A 19248-nucleotide genomic window follows, 5' to 3' on the forward strand; every position below is an offset into this window, starting at 1 on the left:
TGATGAAGTGTGAGGTGTCTTTATGTATCCATTTGGTAGAGGAGTAACAAGGCTTTGGCCATATTTACTGTTTGCACTCCCCATGGCTTTTTATTTAATGTTCTTACTAGGTCCATCTATTTTCACGGTCATTTATTCCTTTACGGATGTTATAAATATTCCAGGAAAAGCTTATCAGTTTGTCGGATTAGATAATTATAAAGATATATTTTTTGCAGGAAATTCAGCTGAACGTATAGATTCAATTAAGAGAACACTTCAATTCACATTTATTGTAACTATTGTGCAAAATGGTCTTGCCTTACTAGTGGCGGTAGTTATTAATCAAAAACTACTAGGAGATAAGCTTTATCGCTCCGTATTTTTCTTGCCTGTAGTGTTAGGGGTTGCAGTTGTAGCCCTCATATGGACATTAATGTTTGATCCTATCAATGGTCCTGTCAATAAATTTTACAGTCTCTTTAATTACTCTGACACGTTCTTTGGAAGCTTCACTAATTCCTTTGGTTATATCATCTTTGTTCAGATCTGGATGTATATGGGGCATTCTATGTTGATTTATTTAGCAGGATTACAGTCTGTTCCTAAGGATTTATATGAAGCAGGTTATATTGATGGAACAACGCGCTGGCAATCATTCAAAAAAATTACATTTCCGCTTATTGCACCTGCATTCACAGTTAATATTTTACTATCTATCATTGGTGCTATGCAGACTTTTGATATTATATTGGCGACTACCGACGGTCAATTCAATTCCCGTACGATGGCTTATGATGTGTATAAGGAAACATTCCGCGGATCGCTTGAGATGGGACTCCCCTCAGCGCTATCTGTCGTGCAATTTTTGTTCATCCTTTTATTTGTTATTGTAGCTATCCAATTACTTCGTAAAAGAGAGGTTGAATACTAATGCAGCCTTCTATATCAGCAAAAACCATTTCTTATGTATTCGTTTTTGTACTTCTCTGTATTTATTTAGTTCCGATACTTCTTGTGTTCAATGTATCGTTGAAATCGTTTGAAGATTATCTGAATAATCCTTTCTCTATTGCTTCTCAGTTTAATTTCTCCAATTATACAGAAGCATGGAAACAAGGGAACTTCTCTGACTACTTGTTAAATAGTTTGTTATATACAGGAGTTACAACTGTCGTTTCCATTATTCTAGCGATTTTTGCTGCATTTCCTATCGCAAGAGGATATATTGCTTGGGGCGGGTTCTTCTATTTATTATTCGTTATGTCTCAATTTTTACCGAACCCTGTCGTTGCACAATATCGTCTAATGTTATTTCTACGAGATAATGTTCATTCTGATATCGGATACAATTCCAAAATCGGTTATATGCTACTTCGCACCTCTGGAGCAGGCCTAGTATTTATGATGTTTGTTGGTTACATCAAATCTATTAGTCGTGAATTGGATGAAGCAGCTGGTATTGATGGTGCAGGCTACCTTCGCTTTTTGTTCCAAATCATTATGCCGCTTATAAAGCCGATTATTGCTACTGGCGTCATTCTAACAGTTATTGGCACGTGGAATGATCTCGTAGGACCAATACAATTCCTGTCTTCTCCTGAACATTTTCCAATTACGGCAGGATTGAAAGAATTCCGAGGTCAATACGGGAACAACTGGCCATTACTAGCTTGTGCGGTCATGATCGTTGCAGCACCTTTAGTTATTCTCTTCCTATTTATTCAGAAGTATATTGTTAATGGTGCATTGGCTGGAGCGATTAAATCATAGTCGTAAACTTATGTAGTAGACACAACTAATTAGCACGAAATTATAGGGCCGTTTCCCGCTTTTGTACCGGGAGCGGTTCTTTAGTTTAGAACGTTAATTACAATTGATATCTACTAATATTTAATAGGGTTAAAAATATCCATGAAAATACCCAATAGAGTAGACTTTTTTCAAAGTTTCTACTCTATTGGGTATTTTCTACTGAGAGTCCTAATAATAACGAATGTAACCAAACACAAGCGCTAGCAGTAGCAATGAATGGACTATCCTTCAATACAATGTGCATTCAATCCTTCAGCAACTTCTAACACTTTATGATAAATGATCTCATGGGATACAGATACATATACATCCCCATCAAAATATCGAAACGGAATTTGCACCTCTCCTACCTGCCACATAAAAAACTCACCTTTAATCTTCATCACAGTGTCACCTGAGCGAGAAGAATATTCCTCACTATGCTGAAAATCAGCTTGTTGTGCAAAGAACATTTTACATTCTTCAAGAGAAATCATATTTTCAACCTGATCATCTTGTATACTTCGTGTAATTCTATATCTAGTGTTCATTTTGTCTCCTCACTTCTACTACTTATATGCATTTTTCATAAAACATATTAATTATAGCATATACTCCCCTGCTCCTTCATGTTCACTTTACAACAGAACTTATGAACTTTACTGCAGAGTAATTACTATTCGCATTTTACTAGGTTAATATTCATAGATTCTAGCGGATTTTCTAAATAAAGGCGAAATGATTAGATCAATATCATTAAGGTACACGTATATATGTAATAGATTCACCATTACTAATGAAGAGGTGTATATGAGATGGCGGAGTATAATTTATCTAGCCTTATAGGACAGAAAATCCAGCTTGATAGAGGCGGCCCTGAGTCAAGAGTAGGTCTTGTATTAGCAGTCGGAGATGATTTCCTTGTATTATCAACTGTGAATGAAGGAATCGTTTATTACTATGTTGACCATATCAAGAGTATTACGCTTGTTAAGAGTGATTCCTCACAGGATGTAATTAAGCCGATTACTCGAGTTAACTATGTAAGTACTGGCACCATGAAAAATGTCTTTGAATCGATGAAATACAATCGAATTCAAATTAACCGCGGTGGGCCAGAAAGCGTAAAAGGAGTACTAACTGAAATCTACGACGATTACATTACAATCGTATTAAAGGATGAAGTTCTACTAATTCTGTTCTCTCACATTAAAAGTTGCAGCTTCTCTGTCCAAGATAGATCAGATGCCAACAATGAAGAAAGCACTCAAGAAAACAAACAAGATAGTAAAAATGAGAACGAGAATAAGAAAAAAGATAATAATAGTAATAAGAGAAAAAGTAGAAATCGTAGATACAGATCTAAAAAATAACTGCATACAAACCAGACAGGTGTTGTTTTGAACTTGTCTGGTTTTTTCTTCAAAGAATCACATAATTCTCGAAATAAAGGAAATCCTAAGCTAAACCTAGGCGAAGGAGGAACTATTCAATAATGGACAGCACTAAAGATTTTGTAGAAAAAATACATGAACAACAGGAAAGTAACAACAAAGGCAGCAAGAAAAAAGATGCAGAGAATGGTGGTCATAAACTACCAGGTAAACAGCACGGCACAAATAAATAGTTCACAAAATAACCCCAACCACATAAGGTCGGGGTTATAGTACCTAAATGGATACTGCACTTGTTACCATCTAAAGCTTTGCGTTAACACAAGCATTAAGCGTTTCTTTAATACTTGCAATCACATCGCCTTTTTTAAATCTTAGTATGGGCATTGTTTCCTCAGCATTTACATATGCATCTCTCCCTTGTATTTCTGCAGTAACTGCTAAGTGAATTCCATGCTCTTTACCAGTTTGTTTGGCATGTTCATCATGTTCAGCAAATGCTGGCTTAAAAGCTTCAATTGGAGCAACGATAAGCTTCGTTGTCTCAGTCTGACCTAACGCTTCAACCATATATTGATAGAATTCTAAAAATTTCATATTCGTATCACAGATTGCATATCTACCCTCATGTTGGCCATATTCAATAGCACCTACTGCTGCTTCAGCAACTTGATTTGCTGTTACCATCGCTGTACCACCTTGCGGAACATAAACGGTATCTTTACCTCTTACTTGCTCAGTGAACATCGTCCAAAGTGGCGTACGTCCAGGCATTGTGCCAAAAATATAAGGTAACCGTAGGCTCATAACATCCATATCCTTACCACCTTCAAACATTGCCACTTCTTCCTGTAATAGTCGTGTACGAGGATAAGCTTGCTCTCTATTCAAACGTAAATCGGTCCACTGCTCTGCAAAATGACTAAAGTAAGAGTTAAATAGAACAAATTTCTTCACTCCTGCCTGACGAGCTAACCGAGCAATTCGTTGTGTAGCAATCACATTTGCTTGATAGAAAAATGTGGTAGCAGGAGCATCTGGGCATGTACGTTCATCGGCACCAGCTGCATATATAAAAGCATATACTCCTTCAAGTAATTGTAATATTTGTTCATCAGTATAGCTTTGAATATCACCTAAATGACTTTCAACTTCAGTAGGAAATAAATGCTCAGCTGGAGTTGGTGGGAGTGAGAGTTCTGCTACTCTGTATCCTCTGGCTAGCAATTCTTTTACCGTATAATAACCAAGAAATCCTGTTCCGCCTAATATAAATACTTTCTTCATAGTTCTTCATCTCCTTGTATAATAATCTTTTATAATTAAATTATACCAAATATTCGCATCTACTTTGTGATATAAATCACAAAGTAGATGCGAAAGCTTAATTCAGAATAATTAAATAAATTTGGAACATGAACTGCAGTATAAAGTATCAATAAATCCCTGAAATTCCACATTACTTTTGCAGGGTAATATTATTTTTTGTCGAATATATTTGGAAGATATACTTGCTAGTAATAGATTCTGAATTCACTCATAAATTGGTTATACCTTGGATATATAAAAACAAAAAAAGTCAGCTTGCAATACTCAAAAATAGTTTATATTAAATATATTCAAGCTAGAATCAATGGGCGGTGATTAAAATAACACAACTGAATCAGGAAGAAGACTACATTGTTGAGTCTAAGCGAAAATGTATCGCTGCAGGAATGGATCCAAATGAAATTAGAAAACCAAAACGATCTATGTCAGAACGAGAATTGTTAAAAAAGAGAAACACGTACAGTGAAATTTTATCTGTAGTTAATTTCTTCTCAAAAAAGATCTTGGATTCGTTAAGCGGTACACCTCTACTTATTGTAATATCCGATGAAAATGGATATTTGCTACATATGGTTGGCGATGAAACTATAAAAAAAACAGTTCAACAATTAGGCATTCAAGTTGGGGCACAATTTAGTCAAGAAGATATGGGTACAAATGTCGTGAGCTTATCTCTTCAACAAAGCCATCCGGTTCAAATTATAGGTTCAGATCATTACCATACTGTACTTCATGGTACGGCATGCTATGGAGTAGCCTTTCATTATACAGATAGTAACAATGTACTCGGAAGTATATGTATTATGACTGCAACTGAATTACATAATCCATTTTTCTTAACCATGTTATCTACAGTAGTTGACTCCATTGAGAGAGAACTTTTACTTAGGAAACAGAATAGAAAGTTAAATATGCTAAATCAGATTATGGTAAATAAAAATAGAAATGGCATTATCATCACAAATGCTAATGGCATCATTACTTCAGTGAACGATTTTGTGGCCGAAACATTTGGTATTCATAAAGATACTAATATTGTTGATAGAGCTGAACAAAACCCAGAATGTCTAATAAGTAGTCATATGAAAAAAGTAATAAAAAACAAACAAAGTTTTGATAATGTACAAATGATTTTAAGAAGCTTCGATAATCAAAAAATCGTTTGTTTATTCGACGCTCAACCCATCTATGATGAAACGAATAATTTTATTGGTTCATACTCTCAGCTTAGAGATATTACAGAACGATATCTAAATGAAGAACGGCATAATTATTTGGCTTATCACGATGAATTAACATCGTTACCAAATAGACGTTCGCTACATGAAACTTTAAATTATCATATTTCCTCATCTCTAACTGCCGGAAAGAATATTAATTTAACACTTATGTTCTTGGATTTGGATCACTTCAAAACAATTAATGATGCTTTTGGACATTCCAACGGCGATATATTACTAAAACAAGTTTCCGGTAGATTGATACAATTTCTAGGTGATAATGGAAAAGTATTCAGAATGGGCGGAGACGAATTTATTTTCCTATTTAATGATCTAATTGGTCAAAAAGAAGTAATTCACACCGGTAAGCAAATTATTGATTTATTTGACACTCCCTTCACTATCAGTGGTTCCAAGTTCCATGTGACTGCCAGTATCGGGATCGCAATATATCCCAATGATGGGACTGACTCAGAAACGTTCATGGTATACGCAGATAATGCTATGTATAAGTCGAAATCAAAGGGAAGAAATAATTATACCCTATTCGATTCCAATATGAAGTCCCGTTCTAAGGAAAAAGATAAACTATCATTGGAGGTTTCATTAAGAAAGGCGTTAGAAAATAATGAATTTATCGTATATTATCAACCTCAAGTTGACTTAATTAACAAGAAAATCATTGGAGCTGAAGCTCTTTTAAGATGGAATAGTCCGGAATATGGTCTTGTATACCCAGATGTTTTTATCCCCATCTTAGAGGAAAATGGTATGATTTCTCATGTTGGCGAATGGATTTTAGGTGAAGTATGTAATCAAAGTAAAAGGTGGGTTGAAAAGGGGTTCCCTAAATTTAGATTAGCAGTTAATCTTTCTTCACAGCAATTTTTAAAAGACAACTTGGTTGAAGTTATTTCCAATATTTTAATTGAAACCGAAATGAATCCTAATTACTTAGAGTTAGAGATAACAGAAACGATGACCATGGATGTTGAGCGCGCAATAAACGTTTTGAGTCAATTAAACGCTTTAGGAGTAAGGATTAGTATTGATGATTTTGGTACAGGCTACAGCTCTTTGAATTATTTAAAGAAGTTCCCTATTCATACATTAAAAATAGACAAATCATTTGTCAGAGATATTATGCTGGATAAAAATGATTCCAGTATTGTTAGCACTATTATTTCGATGGCACACAATTTAAACTTAGATGTTGTCGCAGAAGGTGTAGAAACAAAAGATCAACTCGATTTTCTAAAAATGAAAAATTGCGATGCCGTTCAAGGATATTATTTTAGTAAACCCCTTTCTGTAGATGATTTTGAGAAGTCGTTTTATCAATTGAATGACGATATAAAAAATAATTAATGCGAAATGGAAGGTTCAGATGAAAAAAATTTCCGAGATATTAGCAATCCATTTCAAAAAATGGGGAATCAACCACATATTTGGCATTCCTGGAAAACCAGTTACTTCGCTCATTCTTGATTTTAATAGTAACGGAATTGAGTTCGTATTGTCCAAACATGAGTCGGGGGCTGGATTCGAGGCTGCTGGTTATGCATTAATGAATAATATATTGGCCGTTGCGATTGGAACATCTGGTCCAGGTGGTACTAATCTTTTAACATCTGCTGGTCAAGCAAAAGCTTCTCATCTTCCTGTATTATTTATAACTGGACATCCTTCCACCAAAGATTCCGGTAAAGCGTTAGGTCAAGACTCAACTATGTTTGGAACGGATCTCGTTAAAATGTTTGAACCCGTGACAAAGTTTAGCGCCAGAGTGGAAAGAGCAGATACTTTTAAGTCTTATTTTCAGCATGCCATAGAAAAAGCCTACTCAGGTGTTAAAGGTCCAGTTCATCTATCCATAGCCGCAGACGTTCTAGCTGAAAGTATTGATGAATTTGATATTGAATTACCGGAGGTTATTTATCCTGTTGCTCCAAACTTAGATAAGTGTAAGGATTTATTAAACCTCCCTGGTAAAAAAGTTATCTTTTTAGGAAAAGGTGTTCATTCGAGCAGAGCATATCGAGAAGTGAAAATGTTAGCCGAAATTTTCAATATTCCAGTCATGACCACACCAGGAGGTAAAGGCGTATTTGAAAGTAATCACCATTTATCATTGGGGGCTTACGGTCTTGGGGGAACGGAGGAAGCAAGTAGCTACGTTGAATGCGGGTTAGACTTAATGATCGTCATTGGAACTAAACTTTCTGATATGTCCGTTGCAGGTCTAAAACCTTCCAACTACCCAAAAAACGTCATTCATTTTGATTTTGACCAAACTTTCATAGGAAAAACTATTCAAGTAGAAACTTTACCTATTATAGGTGATATTAAAACAAATCTAAATGCTTTATTTAATAAACTTAATGATATAGAAATAACTAAAATGCCTTTTAATATTAATGATTATAAAATAAAAGAACCTATTACAGAAAGTAAAACGCCAATGTCCGCAGTTGAAGCTGTTAAAGTGATGAGCTCAACTTTAGATGATGATACTATCATTTTTGGAGATGATGGGAGTCATACTTTTTATGGTATAAAATATTACGATATTAAGAGACCCGGTACTTTTTATTTTGATGATGTGTTCGGTACAATGGGTCATGCTATAGGGTATTCTATTGGAGCCAAGCTTTCAAATCCCGAAGCTAAGATTGTTTGCTTAACTGGGGATGGATGCACGTTTATGCATGGAACCGAGATTTCCACTGCTGTAAACTACGGAGCTGATGTCATTTTTGTCGTTTTCAATAATGGAAAAATTGATATGGTTGATACAGGAATGAGTTTGCACTTAGGAAAAGCCGTGGGAACGATTTATAAAACGATGTTAGATGTTCAAAAGTTTGCAGAATCTATGGGGGCTCTTTCTTTCAAATGCTTCGATGCTAAGCAGCTAGAAGATGCGATAGAAAAAGCTAAACTAGCAAACACAACGGTTGTTATTGAAGCTATGATAGATCCATTAGAAATTCCACCAACAACGAGAAGGGGATAATTATGAGTAGAGATTCAAATAATTATAACAAGGGAATCGAAGTTCTAAATGAAATGGTTGGAGCACAAAATTTACAAGCGATAGAATCATTCCAAAAATTTTATCCCGATTTTGCGGATTTTTTAGTTTCATTCGGTTTTGGCGAAATATACTCTAGAGAAACATTAGATTATAAACAAAGAGAAACAATTACTCTGACAGCGTTAATTTCACAAGGCGCTTTTGAGCAAATGGGTTTTCATATTAATGCCGCGCTTAATGTGGGAATGAGTCCAAAGGAAATTGTTGAACTCGTTATTCATTGTGCTGCTTATGTTGGTTTTCCAAAAGCATGCAGTGCTATGGTACAAGTAATGAATGTATTTGAGCAAAGAGGCATAAAAGAAATTTAATAAATTGTTGAAGCAGAATTGCAGGAAAGTATCTGTGGTCTTATCCGTTCCATAATCCCTCTACGCTATGATAAAGCATAAAGCAAAAGACACCTTAAAGGTGTCTTTTGCTTTACTCCACATAACCAGAGGAAAATCAAATTTGTCTTGCGGATGTGCGTGAAACCAATTCATCAATTGCTGTATAAGATAAGTTTAATGATTGGGCTACCGCTTTGAATGTAACCTCTCCTCTGTATGCGTTAACACCTTTAGCGATAGCAGAATTATTCAATACAGCTTGAGTAAAGCCTTGATTAGCAATATAGACACCATATGGGTTTGTTACATTTGATAAAGCATAAGTTGATGTTCTTGCAACCGCACCTGGCATATTAGCAACGGCATAATGAATAACGCCATGTTTTTCATAAGTAGGATGATCATGCGTCGTTATGTGATCTATCGTTTCAATTGAGCCACCTTGGTCAATGGCAACATCAACGACAACAGATCCAGCTTCCATGTCCTTGATCATACTTTCTGTTACAAGCTGAGGCGCTCTAGCCCCAGGAATTAAAACCGCTCCGATTAGCAGATCCGCTTTTTTCACTTCTTCTGTAATGTGGAAGCGATTAGAGATTAATGTTTGTACACGACCCTCAAACATGTCATCTAGTTGTCTAAGTCGCTCAGGATTAACATCAAGAATCGTTACTTTCGCACCAAGTCCAACTGCCATTTTCGCAGCATTCGTCCCTACAACTCCACCACCAATAATTACAACATTGGCTGCCTTCACGCCCGGCACACCACTAAGTAAAATTCCTTTTCCCCCTTGGAATTTCTCTAAACAATGTACTCCCACTTGAACAGACATTCTTCCTGCAACTTCACTCATTGGTGTTAGTAGTGGCAAAGCACCATTGTCTAATTGAATCGTTTCATAAGCAATTGCTGTCACTTTTTTCTCGATAAGCATATGTGTTAATTCTGGTTCTGCTGCAAAATGCAAATACGTAAACAATATTAAATTTTCACGGAAATATGAAAACTCTTCACGTTGAGGTTCTTTTACTTTCATGACCATATCAGCAGTCCAAGCTTCATTTGCGGAAGCAACGATCTTCGCTCCAGCTTGACTGTATGCTTCATTAGAAATCCCACTACCTAATCCTGCGCCGTTCTCAATGAGCACTTCATGTCCAGCATTAACGAATGAAACAACACCAGCCGGAGTAATTGCTACTCGGTTTTCATTATTTTTAACTTCTTTCGGTACACCAATAATCATCATCAGCACACTCCAATTTTTCTTTATTTAATATAGTAATAAGATTCCTATAACGAAAAAAATAGAATAGATTACGATATAAAATGATTGCTCTGAAATTTTGTCAAGACAAGAAGCTAAAGCACCGATATGGTACCAGATTTTTTTTGAATACCTTTTCCACTAGGTATATTGTTTGCAACATCAGACTTCTTCATACGGATTAGCACAAGTAACCTTCCCATTACGATAGCGGATAAGTATGCGCTCTTGATCCCGTAACGTTACTAAACCACAGAATAGGTGCGAGCATTTATTAAGAAGCATTGAGCAGCTCTATAACAACACAAAAACACCATCCTCATGCGGATGATGTTTTTGTGTAAGAGGTAAGATTAGTTAATTATTTTATATAAATTTGCTCAAATCAGGATAGCCAGTTACCGCCCATGCGCCATCTACAAGTAGGCTTGCTCCGTTGACATAAGTAGCATCATCGCTTACTAGAAATAGAGCTGGACCAGCAATTTCATCCGGATCGGCAGCACGTCTCATTGGGATGCGGTCCATGTAAGCTTGATTAATAGCATCAACACTCGTTAACCCATTTGTAAGAGGAGTCGCAACCAAACCTGGTAAAATAGCGTTTACGCGAATGTTATACTGCGACAGCTCCAGAGCGGCATTTTTCGTTAACATTTCCACTCCTGCTTTAGCAGAAGAGTATGCGGCACCATAAAACATAGGTACATGAGCATTTAGAGAAGCAACGTTGACAATAGCCCCTCCACCGTGCTCCTTCATATATTTCGCTTGATGCTTCACGGATAGAAATACACCTTTCAAACATAGATCAACGGTGAAATCCCAGTCTTCTACGCTTTGATCAACAATAGCACCCGCTTTAGAGGCACCTGCAACATTGAAAGCATAATCAAGTCTACCGAATTTATCAACCGTTTGTTGAACAAGAGCCTCTATATCGGATTCTTTGGTCACATTGGTAACGCAACCGATTAAGTTTCCTTTATGAGCTTCCTCCAATTCAGCAAGTTTATCTTTATTTAAATCAGCGACTGCGACTTTGACTCCTGCCTCCAATAAGCGCTGAACAATCGCATAACCAATACCTGACGCCCCTCCAGTAACGATAGCCGCTTTTCCAGTTAGATTTCTCATCATAGATCTCCCTTTCAAATTAGATTATTGATACTTTTTACTGCGAATAGTCTATTGATTGGATGTTCTTACTAAAATTTTCGCTTGTTTAATATCGTTAATTAGCTCATTAAAACCTTCTTGTACAATATCATCCAGATCGATTTTTTTGGTAATGACTTGTTTCACATCAAGTCTTCCTGTAGCGATCATCTCTATAACTTCTGGGAAAATATGACGATAAGCCAATCTAGATGTTATATCAGAACCATTAAACATCAATAACCCCATATTGATACTTACCGGCTTGGCGAAGTTCGCTATCGCCATAACTTGCCCGCCTTGCTTCACAGATGCGATTGCATTAGTCATAGTTGGCTGTACGCCAGCACATTCGTATGCTACGCTAACTCCGCCATTAGTCAATTGATGTATAGTTGCGACAATATCGTCAAGGTTACCTTCAATAACAGTAGTAGCACCTAGTTCTTTTGCCTTGTTCAATCGTTCAATGGACAAATCTATAACGATGATTTGGGTAGCACCAGCTGCTTTTGCACACAATAATGTTAACAAACCAATCGGTCCGGCACCAAATATAGCTACCGAATCTCCTGCCTTAAGTCTACTCTCTCTTACTGCATACAAAGAGACAGCAGTTGGCTCAACTAAAGCTCCTTCTTCAAAAGAAACTTCATCTGGAATTGTATGAACCATATTGGCATCGACGTTTACATATTCGGCAAAACCACCATCACGGTTGATTCCGACAAAACCGACTTTATTGCATTGATTGTAATAACCTCTTTTGCATGCGTAACATTCTCCGCAATAGATTAGAGGTTCAATGGCTACTCTTTCCCCAATGTGATGACCGATTACATTTTCGCCAACCTCTACGATTTTCCCCGAAAATTCGTGACCTAATGTAAGAGGCGGCTTTTGACCAGTTAATGGATGCGCTTCCATAGATAAACCGTGTAAATAGATATGAAGATCGCTTCCGCAAATACCCGCCCATTCTACTTTAATCTTTATTTGTCCTGATGAAACTTGCGGATCTTCCACCTGTTCTATCCGAATGTCTTTACTATTGTGAAAAACTGCTGCCCGCATGTAATCAACTCCTAATTTATATTTACAATATTAGTATAAAAGTTTGTAGTTATAAATAAAAGTTAATATAATTAAAGATGTATTAACTTTTACTTAAGGTGTGATGAGATGAACATCGAACAACTAACGTATATTGTGGAAGTTGCCAATAGAAAATCATTAGCTGAAGCTTCAAAAACGTTAAATATTAGCCAGTCTGCATTGAGCCAAGCGATAACACGATTAGAATCTGAACTAAATATGAAAATATTCGACCGTACAAGAACAGGGGCTAAGACGACAAAAGAGGGTGATATGATTGTCGAAAAAGCACTTTATGCTTTAAACGCCATCTATCAGATAAAAGAGGAAGCTTACAAACAAAATAATAACAAAGACGATTTGCTACGTATAGCAGCAATTCCAGGTTTGACCGTCCCATTAATTGATACGTACTCTTCCTTCAAAAAAAATAAATCAAGCTTAAATTTAGAGATAAACGAAAAATCAAGCACAAAAATAATAAGGGATATAAAAAACGATGCCGCAGATATTGGTTTTATAGCAATCAATAAAGCCAACATTGATTCATTAAGTGAACTTAGCTTCACACCGATTATTAATGGGGAATTATTAATCTTTACCTCAAAACAATTAGAAATGCCTAGCTGCGATAATGAAATTACTGCTGACTTTTTGAAGCAGCAAACTTTCGCATTATATAAAGATGAATATGTAGAAGATTTCATTGCTAATTTCCAAAGACAATATGGACCGGTAGACGTTTTCTTCAAAACAACGAATGTAGATATAATAAATAAAGCTGTATTTGAGTTTGGTGCTATTACACTTGGACACGATATTTCTACCTTATTTAACTCTGAATTTTCAAGAAGTAAAATGAAAACCTACAGTTTAGGCAATTTCTATGATTCTTCTTTCAGATTCGGTTGGGTGAGCAAGAACGATTATAAACTATCGAACGAAGCGAAGCTTTACATCGAGGGAATTAACCAAACTTTGATTAAACATAGTAGCATGATCTAACTAACTTCAAATCGTCGATTGATATCACTTCATTCCACTCTTATAAAATTACTATCATCATTTCAGTTAGTAATTTACTACGATATCATCTTTATAAACAACACAAAACACCATCCACATGTGGATGGTGTTTTTCTAGGTGAAGGCGATAAGCAATTCACTTCATAAAAAATGGTTTTCAAATCAATTGTTGACAGCATAAATTCCGGGTGATATATTGTGTATATACGGTATACACAGTTTTAAGGGAGGTTGTTATATGTTAGCCTTAGATATTAAGCATCTGAACAAGAAATATGATAGTTTTCAATTGAAAGATGTATCTTTGCAATTAGAAATGGGCTATATTATGGGCTTTATCGGAGCCAACGGTGCAGGGAAAACAACAACGATTAAATCAATACTGAATATAATTCAAATCGATAGTGGTGAAATTAGCATTTTAGGCAAAGATGCCATAAAGCATGAGATTGAGTTGAAGCAAGAGATTGGTTTCTCATTCGGCGGCATTGATTTTTATACTCGCAGCAAAATCAAAACATTAACTAATGTAATTAAGAAGTTTTATAAGAATTGGGATGATGAAACCTATTACAGCTATATAAAAAGATTCAATTTGGATGAAAATAAAAAAATAGTCCAGTTATCGACTGGTATGAAAGTAAAGTATAGTTTGGCTCTTGCTTTATCCCACGGAGCTAAAATTCTCATATTAGATGAACCAACAAGTGGGCTAGATCCAGTTGCAAGAGGTGAACTATTAACTATCTTTCAGGAGTTAGTAGAACCGGGTTATATTAGCATCCTCTTCTCAACTCATATCACATCAGATTTAGAAAAGTGTGCTGATTATATAACCTTTATCCACAAAGGACAAATTATCAATAGCTGCGAAAAAGAAGATTTCATTAACTCGTATCGCTTGATAAACGGTAAAGAAAGTCAACTTTCTGAAGTCAAAGACCAATTAATATCCTACAAAACAAATTCATTTGGCTTTACAGGATTGATTCATACTAAAGATCTTGATCCTTCTTCCGATATTAAATCAACTTTGCCTAATCTCGAGGACATTATGATCTATGTATCAATGAAGGAGGATTTGAATGTATAACTTACTAATGAAAGAATTAAAACTCGGAGTAAGTCCTTTTTTTTATGCATTACCCTTTTTGACTGGAGCCTTAATGCTCATTCCAAGTTGGTTATACTTTCTTGTCATCTTATACTTTTGTTTTATTACGGTTCCTAATATGTTTGGTGTGTTTAAATCACAAAATGATTTGATGTTCACGATGATGTTGCCTGTTACAAAAAACAATATTGTAAAAGCAAAGATAGGTGTCGTAGTCATTCTCGAATTATTGCATATCGTTGTTGCAGTTATCTACGGAATGATAAGTACTCGCTTATATCCTAATTTGACCTACTATTTCTTTGAACCAACTTTAGGTTTTTGGGGACTATGTTTTGCCATGCTTGCAATCTTCAACATTATCTTTTTCTCCATGTATTACAAGACAGCTTACAAGTATGGCGCAGCAGCGTTCACATCTGTTGCAGCAGCTATACTATTTGCTGGTGGGGCAGAATGGTTGGCAATACAAAGTAATGTAGTGTTTGACCTTTTCAAGGGTAGTGGTGCCGAGAACATTCCATTACAAATATCCATCCTAATTGCAGGAATTGTATTATTCGCAACATTTACCATTATCGCTTATACTATTTCTATTAAACAATTTAAGAAAGTAGAAATATAATGAACATCGCACTTTCCAACACATCTGAAAAACCAATCTACCAGCAACTTTTCGAACAAATTAGCTCTCAAATTCTAAAGGGTGAGTTAGAATCCGGCTATAGTTTACCACCAATACGACAAGCAGCTATAGAACTTGGGATTAGTATCATCACCGTAAAAAAAGCTTGGGAAGAACTTGAACGTTCTGGACTTATCTATACAGTAACGGGAAAAGGATGCTTCGTAGCTGAACTTTCACCCGATGATATGCTTCAAAAACGCAATGAAATGATCTTGAAGCAAATGGTCGAGAGCGCTTCATATTATAAATCGTTTGGCGTTACCATAGAAGAAGTAATTGAGTTATTGAAGAAGATTTATTGATAAAAGTTTTGGTTACCACCCTTCTATCGGATATATAACATGTTATTACTTCAAGCCTATTCAATTCTCATCTCAATATATATCTAAGCTATTATACAGAGAATAAAAAACACCCTCCTCATAAGGCTGGTGTTTTTTATTGGTCACAGAGGAGTTGTAATCCTGTCCGAAGACTACAGTACACAAGTTTCTGAGAATGTAAACAGAGTTTTGATGTCACTTTAAGATAATTAAAAATATCCGTTTAGATAATTTTTCTAGTTCAACTGGACAATGCTATCACTATATATATCTTTTGTTCAACTGAATTTATGGTTTAAGCATATCGAATACTATATAGCATTTCACATTGTAATTTTCATCTTCAAATGCTAGACTTATGGATAATTGTATAATATTTTATTAAATGTATTTTCCAGGAGGGTTATTCATGAAAGTTTGTCAAAAATGCGGAACTAAAAACGTTATCGCAAATAATTTCTGTGAAAGTTGTGCTTTTCCATTGAATGCAACCGCCACAACACCCACTCCATCTCAAATACCACAATATTTTGAGGGACCAGTGCAACAAGAATTAATTATAAAGCCCGGTAAAAAGAGAAGGATTGGTTGTCTCGTTTTTATTATACTCATTCCTTTAGTAGCAATGATTGTAGGCTTAGTGGCAAATAATAACTCTAAAAATCAAGACCCTAATGCTAGCCCAACCCCAACTACTTCTGCGTCCGCTGCTGAAACAAAAGCAAACATTGGTGAGCAGGATAAAATCGTATGGGAATTTTTTAACAAAGTTAAGGATGCTCATAATAACTTAATGGAGGCAATGGAGTCTTACGCTGAAGGTAATGCAACTAAACTTGATTTTTATAATTATTGTAAAGATGTAGAGGCCTTTCAGGCTAGTATAAACGTCGCAACCTTTAAAGATACACCTGATATAGCACCTGAGTACATAAGATCAATTAAAGATATGGCATTGAAGTCTCAACTTACTGCAAAAAAGTTAATGCAATATTTAGATAGCGGTAAAACAAGTGATTTATCAGAAGCACAAGTAGAAATCAAACTTGTAAATGCATCTATTAACATTATTGCACAAAATCGTGTTAAAGTTTTGAGCGATGCTGGGTATACTGTGGATGAGATTAAAGTATTGGCAGAAGCAGAATGATAAAAAAGCTACTTTTTCTTGGTACCTAACTACAATATACGTTTGAATAAGATTTTCTAAGCAAAAACACCATCCTAATGCGGATGGTGTTTTTGCTCATATATCCCAAACTAACGAAAAGATTGCCTTCTCATCCACATCGTAGCAACCCACTTTTCGCCCCTAATCACTGGTGTACCTGCATGCAAAGTTAATTTATTCAATTCATCATTATTGTAAAAATATTCGAAGTAGACTGCCATCCCTTTACTAGGAAAAACTGATATATTCAGCATCGGAAAAGCCGTTTCTCCGCCTTCCTCCACATCATTCAAATACATCACTAGTGTACTAATTCGATTGTTATCACTTGCTCGACTCGTTTCTGCGAAAAAATCATAATGAGGTTGATATTCTTGACTAGGTGTATATCGGAGAACTTGTAAGCCATCTCCATGTTCGATAGGAATATTCATAATTTGAGAGAGTCTTTTCTCGATTTTTACAATCGTCTCATTCTCCTCAACGAACACCCCACTACTCGTTCTAATTTGATTAACTTCATGATTTCCAACTATTTTAGAACTTTGTAATTGTTCCCTAGAATGAGTAATTAGCTCGTCACATTCCTCATAACTAAGCACATTTCCTAGTACAACAATTAGAGGTGCCTCGTATTTGGCGACAATTCGTATTTCTCGATCTTCTGTCTTAATTGTATTTCCAACATGAGCAAATATCGTCTGTTCTTTCTCAATTGTATCCCCTATCATCGTTATACACCCCCATATTATGACACTCATCAGAATACCATAAAATGGTACATAATACTCTATTAATTTCTGAATAATCAAAATATTTTACTGGTTTCCAACTTGAAATGTTATCTCTAGAAAAAAAGCTCCGCATCTATAGAACATAGAAGCGGAGCTAAGGCTAATGTTATGTAAGTAATTAACCTTGGAAATGCGAAACATTTTGATTTTGATTTTGATTTCTGTTTTTTTGAGCAGCAGTTACCATAAGGAAAATTGCTGTTAAAAGATGCATTATCCATCCTAAGATAGGTATCCAAGCTAAAAGTGAAGTTATAATACCGAGAATTGAACCATACTTTGGCTCTCTATTAGAAGCCGAAAGCACCAATGTTACGATGTGTAAAATTAACATTACACCTAATACAGAATAATAACTTGAAATAACAATTGCGCCTCCGATAATAGGTATTGCTAAAACTAATTCCAATGCACCTGTTACCCATTTCATAATTCTAGAACCTGACAAATTAAAACCTCCCTAGGTAATATATACTATTTATTGTAACAAATTTGTCACGATTTGGATATACCTTTTTACCATATATACCAACATTTATTATATAAAATTTAGTTCTAAATTTTTCTAAGCACATCAATTCATTGATCCTTTAAGCCAACCATACTATTAGGAGATTAATTTAGAACATTTGATCTAACTGACTATATTATTGATTACTTTCCAGCTACGCAATTTTCGATCTTATACTGCCTTCCACTTGAATATAATGCATCACGAAATGTATCACCAGAACGATTACAAGTGCTTGAGGTCTATCGGAATAGCAGGAAAGGATTAGTAAGAAGATAGTTATCGTATGAAAGCTAATCGTAACAATTACTTTCCTTTTACTCCATCCTTTATTAATGACTCCAGAGCGTGCTTTCCTATAAAAGTATATTGCGGTCAATAGAATATAGATAAGACCCTCAATTAGAAAGGTTAGAAATGAGAAGGTATGCTTAATCGCATTACCTTCCTGATCGGTAATTTGCATAAGGTAATTAGAATACTTTAAGTAGTGGACCGTAACCTTATCGCCGATGTGGATAGAATCTAGCTTTAAGCCCTCAAATGCGAATTGTTCACCATCGAGCTTTACATAGTCAAACCCCCACGATTTTCTCGAATTCCTCTCCCAGTCATATGCGATATCAGTAACTGTATCTGTTTTCTCTTCATATTGCTTGAAGACAACGGCTGGTACGTCCTTCCAGTGAGGCATTGCAAACGACCAAGTTAGAATAATAAGACCTAACATCACACCAAAAATGAAAATAGCTATAACGATATTACTTACTATCGATTTTAGACTTTCCTTCTCTTTCTTTTTCTTGTGGGGTAGAGGTTCCGGATACCACCTCTTATGTTGGATTGGCTTGACAATTAAAGCATAGACGAGAACAAATGGTACAAACATGCCTAACATTATATTAATGCATAGTATAGTTAGAAATAACATACAAATCCCTCCAGTTTCC

The 19248-nt window shown here is 35.6% G+C and carries 20 protein-coding genes; 12 read left to right on the forward strand and 8 right to left on the reverse strand.

Annotation, left to right across the window (positions count from 1 at the left end):
- Positions 1-22: 22 nt before the first annotated feature.
- Positions 23-913, forward strand: coding sequence for a sugar ABC transporter permease (locus NAG76_04145; protein ID URN95458.1), 891 nt, complete (start codon positions 23-25; stop codon positions 911-913).
- Positions 913-1752, forward strand: a complete 840-nt coding sequence (locus NAG76_04150; GenBank protein ID URN95459.1) for a carbohydrate ABC transporter permease — start codon at positions 913-915, stop codon at positions 1750-1752. Before NAG76_04145 ends, NAG76_04150 begins: the two co-directional genes overlap by 1 nt.
- A gap of 263 nt (positions 1753-2015) precedes the next feature.
- Here NAG76_04150 and NAG76_04155 read toward each other — a convergent pair whose 3' ends face one another.
- Positions 2016-2324, reverse strand: a complete 309-nt coding sequence (locus NAG76_04155) for a hypothetical protein (protein URN95460.1) — start codon at positions 2322-2324, stop codon at positions 2016-2018.
- Between the two features lie 264 nt (positions 2325-2588).
- Here NAG76_04155 and NAG76_04160 point away from each other — a divergent pair, with 264 nt between their 5' ends.
- Positions 2589-3146 (forward strand): hypothetical protein, encoded by a 558-nt coding sequence (locus tag NAG76_04160; protein ID URN95461.1) that lies wholly within the window; start codon positions 2589-2591, stop codon positions 3144-3146.
- Between the two features lie 122 nt (positions 3147-3268).
- Complete coding sequence (locus NAG76_04165) at positions 3269-3400, forward strand: DUF4023 family protein (GenBank protein ID URN95462.1); 132 nt, start codon at positions 3269-3271, stop codon at positions 3398-3400.
- 70 nt (positions 3401-3470) lie between these two features.
- On the opposite strand, the gene NAG76_04170 is transcribed toward NAG76_04165, so the two are convergent.
- Positions 3471-4454 (reverse strand): NAD-dependent epimerase/dehydratase family protein, encoded by a 984-nt coding sequence (locus NAG76_04170; protein URN95463.1) that lies wholly within the window; start codon positions 4452-4454, stop codon positions 3471-3473.
- A 362-nt stretch (positions 4455-4816) separates the two neighbouring features.
- Between NAG76_04170 and NAG76_04175 the strand changes: the two genes are divergently transcribed.
- Genes NAG76_04175 through NAG76_04185 form a run of 3 tightly spaced genes read left to right on the forward strand, consistent with a single transcriptional unit; the run spans position 4817 to position 9124 of the window.
- On the forward strand, positions 4817-7084 hold the full coding sequence (locus tag NAG76_04175) for an EAL domain-containing protein (GenBank protein URN96761.1): 2268 nt from the start codon (positions 4817-4819) through the stop codon (positions 7082-7084).
- A gap of 19 nt (positions 7085-7103) precedes the next feature.
- Positions 7104-8732 carry a thiamine pyrophosphate-binding protein gene (locus NAG76_04180; protein ID URN95464.1) on the forward strand — a complete coding sequence of 543 codons (1629 nt, stop codon included), beginning with the start codon at positions 7104-7106 and terminating at the stop codon, positions 8730-8732.
- A 2-nt stretch (positions 8733-8734) separates the two neighbouring features.
- Positions 8735-9124 carry a carboxymuconolactone decarboxylase family protein gene (locus NAG76_04185; protein ID URN95465.1) on the forward strand — a complete coding sequence of 130 codons (390 nt, stop codon included), beginning with the start codon at positions 8735-8737 and terminating at the stop codon, positions 9122-9124.
- 136 nt (positions 9125-9260) lie between these two features.
- Here the strand turns inward: NAG76_04185 and ald are convergent, their stop codons facing one another.
- The 3 genes from ald to NAG76_04200 form a co-directional block, all read right to left on the reverse strand.
- On the reverse strand, positions 9261-10397 hold the full coding sequence (gene ald, locus NAG76_04190) for an alanine dehydrogenase (protein URN96762.1): 1137 nt from the start codon (positions 10395-10397) through the stop codon (positions 9261-9263).
- A gap of 387 nt (positions 10398-10784) precedes the next feature.
- Positions 10785-11555 (reverse strand): SDR family oxidoreductase, encoded by a 771-nt coding sequence (locus NAG76_04195; GenBank protein URN95466.1) that lies wholly within the window; start codon positions 11553-11555, stop codon positions 10785-10787.
- Between the two features lie 51 nt (positions 11556-11606).
- The gene (locus tag NAG76_04200) at positions 11607-12650 is read right to left on the reverse strand and encodes a 2,3-butanediol dehydrogenase (protein ID URN95467.1); all 1044 of its coding nucleotides are present in this window, start codon (positions 12648-12650) and stop codon (positions 11607-11609) included.
- Between the two features lie 108 nt (positions 12651-12758).
- Between NAG76_04200 and NAG76_04205 the strand changes: the two genes are divergently transcribed.
- The 5 genes from NAG76_04205 to NAG76_04225 all read left to right on the forward strand — a co-directional run bounded on the left by NAG76_04205 (position 12759) and on the right by NAG76_04225 (position 16972).
- The gene (locus tag NAG76_04205) at positions 12759-13676 is read left to right on the forward strand and encodes a LysR family transcriptional regulator (GenBank protein URN95468.1); all 918 of its coding nucleotides are present in this window, start codon (positions 12759-12761) and stop codon (positions 13674-13676) included.
- 259 nt (positions 13677-13935) lie between these two features.
- Positions 13936-14790, forward strand: coding sequence for an ABC transporter ATP-binding protein (locus NAG76_04210; GenBank protein ID URN95469.1), 855 nt, complete (start codon positions 13936-13938; stop codon positions 14788-14790).
- Complete coding sequence (locus NAG76_04215; GenBank protein ID URN95470.1) at positions 14783-15436, forward strand: ABC-2 transporter permease; 654 nt, start codon at positions 14783-14785, stop codon at positions 15434-15436. The genes NAG76_04210 and NAG76_04215 overlap by 8 nt, the downstream gene beginning before the upstream one ends.
- Entirely contained in the window at positions 15436-15801 is a 366-nt protein-coding gene (locus NAG76_04220; GenBank protein ID URN95471.1) for a GntR family transcriptional regulator, read from the forward strand. Before NAG76_04215 ends, NAG76_04220 begins: the two co-directional genes overlap by 1 nt.
- Positions 15802-16231: 430 nt before the next feature.
- Positions 16232-16972 carry a hypothetical protein gene (locus NAG76_04225; protein ID URN95472.1) on the forward strand — a complete coding sequence of 247 codons (741 nt, stop codon included), beginning with the start codon at positions 16232-16234 and terminating at the stop codon, positions 16970-16972.
- 110 nt (positions 16973-17082) lie between these two features.
- Here the strand turns inward: NAG76_04225 and NAG76_04230 are convergent, their stop codons facing one another.
- From NAG76_04230 to NAG76_04240, 3 genes are all read right to left on the reverse strand, one after another.
- Positions 17083-17724: a 2OG-Fe(II) oxygenase gene (locus NAG76_04230; protein ID URN95473.1), complete on the reverse strand. Its 642-nt coding sequence runs from the start codon at positions 17722-17724 to the stop codon at positions 17083-17085.
- Positions 17725-17905: 181 nt separating this feature from the next.
- A complete protein-coding gene (locus NAG76_04235) occupies positions 17906-18235 on the reverse strand; it encodes a hypothetical protein (protein URN95474.1) in 330 nt (109 codons plus the stop codon).
- Positions 18236-18452: 217 nt separating this feature from the next.
- Positions 18453-19229, reverse strand: a complete 777-nt coding sequence (locus NAG76_04240) for a hypothetical protein (protein ID URN95475.1) — start codon at positions 19227-19229, stop codon at positions 18453-18455.
- Positions 19230-19248 lie beyond the last annotated feature (19 nt).

The sequence above is a fragment of the Candidatus Pristimantibacillus lignocellulolyticus genome (assembly GCA_023639215.1).
In the GTDB taxonomy this organism is placed as follows: domain Bacteria; phylum Bacillota; class Bacilli; order Paenibacillales; family Paenibacillaceae; genus Pristimantibacillus; species Pristimantibacillus lignocellulolyticus.

Coding starts and splice junctions, on each gene's coding strand:
- NAG76_04205 (URN95468.1), top strand. CDS start 12,759: ATGAACATCGAACAACTAACGTATATTGTGGAAGTTGCCAATAGAAAA.
- NAG76_04150 (URN95459.1), top strand. CDS start 913: ATGCAGCCTTCTATATCAGCAAAAACCATTTCTTATGTATTCGTTTTT.
- NAG76_04210 (URN95469.1), top strand. CDS start 13,936: ATGTTAGCCTTAGATATTAAGCATCTGAACAAGAAATATGATAGTTTT.
- NAG76_04170 (URN95463.1), bottom strand. CDS start 4,454: ATGAAGAAAGTATTTATATTAGGCGGAACAGGATTTCTTGGTTATTAT.
- NAG76_04225 (URN95472.1), top strand. CDS start 16,232: ATGAAAGTTTGTCAAAAATGCGGAACTAAAAACGTTATCGCAAATAAT.
- NAG76_04215 (URN95470.1), top strand. CDS start 14,783: ATGTATAACTTACTAATGAAAGAATTAAAACTCGGAGTAAGTCCTTTT.
- NAG76_04145 (URN95458.1), top strand. CDS start 23: ATGTATCCATTTGGTAGAGGAGTAACAAGGCTTTGGCCATATTTACTG.
- NAG76_04185 (URN95465.1), top strand. CDS start 8,735: ATGAGTAGAGATTCAAATAATTATAACAAGGGAATCGAAGTTCTAAAT.
- ald (URN96762.1), bottom strand. CDS start 10,397: ATGATTATTGGTGTACCGAAAGAAGTTAAAAATAATGAAAACCGAGTA.
- NAG76_04220 (URN95471.1), top strand. CDS start 15,436: ATGAACATCGCACTTTCCAACACATCTGAAAAACCAATCTACCAGCAA.
- NAG76_04195 (URN95466.1), bottom strand. CDS start 11,555: ATGAGAAATCTAACTGGAAAAGCGGCTATCGTTACTGGAGGGGCGTCA.
- NAG76_04155 (URN95460.1), bottom strand. CDS start 2,324: ATGAACACTAGATATAGAATTACACGAAGTATACAAGATGATCAGGTT.
- NAG76_04230 (URN95473.1), bottom strand. CDS start 17,724: ATGATAGGGGATACAATTGAGAAAGAACAGACGATATTTGCTCATGTT.
- NAG76_04165 (URN95462.1), top strand. CDS start 3,269: ATGGACAGCACTAAAGATTTTGTAGAAAAAATACATGAACAACAGGAA.
- NAG76_04240 (URN95475.1), bottom strand. CDS start 19,229: ATGTTATTTCTAACTATACTATGCATTAATATAATGTTAGGCATGTTT.
- NAG76_04160 (URN95461.1), top strand. CDS start 2,589: ATGGCGGAGTATAATTTATCTAGCCTTATAGGACAGAAAATCCAGCTT.
- NAG76_04200 (URN95467.1), bottom strand. CDS start 12,650: ATGCGGGCAGCAGTTTTTCACAATAGTAAAGACATTCGGATAGAACAG.
- NAG76_04180 (URN95464.1), top strand. CDS start 7,104: ATGAAAAAAATTTCCGAGATATTAGCAATCCATTTCAAAAAATGGGGA.